Here is a 3,245-nt window from a genome sequence, read left to right on the forward strand (position 1 = left end):
GGAATAAACACTCTTTAGATGAATCAACTGAAGAAAAGACCTTAAGGCTCTATAACACAAAATTACGCGGTGATAACTTACTTGAACTCAATTTCAAATATACAAAAAAAGTAGGTTCATCTTATAAAGATCTAGTAAACTCTTTCGTTTTTATTTCTAATGAAGAATTCCAAATTCAAGAGGAAAGAAGAAAGTCACAAGAAAGTTACAGTAACTTTATTAAGGATTACGATGATGCTTATAACCTTATCATCTCTTTCTTATCGAATAAAAAAAGCATTGAAAAAGGTGTACTTAGACAACACCTTCAAGATAATACTGATTATGGACGAGATAAATGCAGTAACATCATTTCCTTTCTCGAAGAAAAGTTAATTTGTTACGAACTCGGTGGTAAAACCAAACGACAAAAGATGTATAGCTTAATTTAGCTTAGATCATTAAGTTTATTAAGGATATTAAAATAACTGAATGTTCTAAATAAACTAAAGATAAAAGCCTAGTGATATTCACTAGGCTTATTTTCAATTATTTTTAACCAAAGAGTGGCATATCATACGGAGAATATACCACCATGCATACACTGAATAGTAACTCTGACCATCATTATCATTAAGTAGACCATGCGCTACTTCATTTCGAAAGTTACACCCTAAATTTTCAGTAAATATCGTTTTAAGCGCAAATGAACACTCTTCTCCAAAAATCTCAGTAAATTTGAGTTTATCAGTCAAAGCACTTAATCCAATTTCATGTTCAATTCCATGCTCTATCGTAGTAGTGTGCTCACCAACGTCTTTAAGCTTTGTTCTGACAATATGTTCAATTTGTGGGCTTAAAAGATGAATCGCGGCGGAGAAATCATGTTCAAAGCCAAACCATAGTGCCAACCCTAAATTTCTTTCTCGATCATGAGGCACTAAAGGAGAATGAAAGCAAAGTGACTCTAGAAATTCTCGAGAAAAATGATGTTCTTCTAATAACTGGTCTAATGCAGGGATGATTGAAGTTTTCGCAGTAAAGTCCATATTAAACAGGTAATTTTCAACCATTTGTTGTTGCATTGCTCCGCAAAACGAATCTTCTCCTTTCGCAAAGTCATGTGCTGGAGAGCGACCAATCACGCGACCATCACGCGAGGTATGTACTGAACTAATCATTGACTTAAATACTGATGCTTCAAGGCTTTTCGATGCTTCTGCCCGCATCGTCCCCATATCTCGTTCTGCTCCAGTTAACCCACAAAAGTAAAGCAAAGCTTTGCTTGTATCAACCTTCCCTGATACATGCTGTTTTGAAGCTTCAATTAAGTCTGTTACATCTGGTATCGGAATTGATATGGTCTTAAGCTCGTCAAGCATTTTCGCCCCAGTCAGCGAAATGTCATGCCTTAGTTCACTTATATGTCGATCTACGGCGAATTTTTCTCGATACTTGTTAGGGATGCTTCTGTAGGCTTCCATTGACTGTTCATAAAAAGAATTGGCAATCATTGCCGAGCTCGGCAACCTATTATCTCCCTCTTCTTTGTAACTATTTGCAAAAAACACCAATGACTCAAGCCACTTTGATTTATCCTCAAATTTCGATGAAACCTGAATAGCTAACTCCATGAACATGCGTGATGCATAGTAATCTTTTTTTTGGCTTAGGTCTGTCGCTAATGTGATTAACCGAGTAAAAAACGCATCAAGATTTTTAGGTGTACATCCAGTTTTAACTAGCAACTTAGACACCCACAACACCATGAATTTATGCTCACCGTGATCAACGCTAAGCTCATGCTCTAATCTATCTGTAATCGTCGCTAAACGCTCGAAATCTCTTAATTGTAAACAGAGCCTAATGGCACGCTCCCATTGTTTATCTTGATAGGATATCCAAGCATCAGCATCAATATCTTCTTTTGTATAACAATCCACAGCGAGTCTTACCCACTCTGGATCTTTTCCTCTCTTTGTCCAGAGCCAAAGGATATCTGAAACCCTAGCTTTTAACCAAATATCATCAGTTAAAGGTAATATCGATTGATAGAATGCAAGCTCTTGTTCTAAAAAAGCCTCAGGTGTCCATGTCCCCGTAAATAGTCCTTTCGTAAAAGGGGCATTTACACTTTCTGGATGGTGAAGCTTTAGGCTTAGTGCTTTCCCGAGCATTAGTAAAACATGCCTCTTCTCTTCATCCGTTTCCTTTTCAATCAGAGAGTGTAGATGCCACTCATACGAATGTTCATGCTCAGGTTTTATTTGACAAGAGCCATCCCAGTCTAATCCTGTGAAGACAGTGTTATAATCAACCGTCATTAATTTACCTTTTTAATTAAGTTCCTGAATCAAATGCCATTAAGCTTAAAACGCGCACGATAATTGCGCTATGTTACTTTTTTAATGCCTCGTTCGATGTTCTGACTAATCTGAATAACGATTGCATTAATACATTCATCGATAAACTCATCATCTTCTAAATCAATACTTTCACCTGAAGCTATTAACCTAGCATTTAGTGTATAAATCAACCTATCTATCGTATGTTCTAACCACTTTGTGTCGACTTGGTAGTCAGTATCAATACCTGTCAGAAATGCTTTTCTTACTTTTGTTTTTATAACTATGTTTAGTAGAGATAGAGAACTTCTAAATATGTTCATGAATTTTATTTAAAAATTACTTTTTTAAGCATGATTTTTCAATCTTTTTTAATTAGTTTGGGCAGTCGCTGCTTTTGTGACTTTTCATCGATAACAGTTGTCATCGAGTCAATAAGACGGACAAACCTATCACTTCTGACACCAGCTTGATCTAACTGCCCTAAAGACTTGGAGATGCGATTATACTGCCGATTTATTTGAACCTTATCCCCAAGTTCAAACGCCTTAAGCCACTTCTCACATTGTTTAAGTACGTTGTCAAAGTTTCGTCGAACTAAAGCTAGGGTTTGCTCTTGAGTCTCTTGTTGACGAGCTGCTTTTACTCGCCACAGCGGGGCTCGCCTTTTCGCTGAGTTACTGTATTTTGATCTGCTCCAGTTAGACTGGACACCGCATTAAGCGACATATTGTTTTTCAAAGTTAACTGGGCTTAGATACCCAAGAGCACTGTGCCTTCTTGTTCGATTATAATCAACTTCAATGTATTCAAAAAGCGCTTGGCGCATCTCTTCTCGGGTCATTATCGGCTCGTATTGGACGGCTTCTACTTTCATTGAGTGGAAAAAGCTTTCAACACAGGCGTTATCCCAACAATTCC

General features: G+C 37.2%; 2 protein-coding genes and 1 pseudogene. 1 reads left to right on the forward strand and 2 read right to left on the reverse strand.

All coding sequences use genetic code 11. The annotated features are described in order from the left end of the window. Positions 1 to 431, forward strand: a pseudogene (locus tag L4B77_RS19680) (hypothetical protein); the annotation flags it as partial. Between the two features lie 93 nt (positions 432 to 524). On the opposite strand, the gene L4B77_RS19685 reads toward L4B77_RS19680, so the two are convergent. Further along, a complete protein-coding gene (locus L4B77_RS19685; protein ID WP_429752530.1) occupies positions 525 to 2,303 on the reverse strand; it encodes a DUF7380 domain-containing protein in 1,779 nt (592 codons plus the stop codon). Positions 2,304 to 3,042: 739 nt separating this feature from the next. Then, on the reverse strand, positions 3,043 to 3,245 hold a 203-nt coding region (locus L4B77_RS19690; protein WP_429752532.1), incomplete at its 5' end, for an IS3 family transposase.

Origin of the sequence: Vibrio minamisatsumaniensis, from assembly GCF_050337445.1 — a bacterium.
Taxonomy (GTDB): domain Bacteria; phylum Pseudomonadota; class Gammaproteobacteria; order Enterobacterales; family Vibrionaceae; genus Vibrio; species Vibrio artabrorum.

What these genes read in the sequence shown, in the direction of transcription:
- L4B77_RS19685 (WP_429752530.1), bottom strand. Translation starts at nt 2,303, where the DNA reads ATGACGGTTGATTATAACACTGTCTTCACAGGATTAGACTGGGATGGC.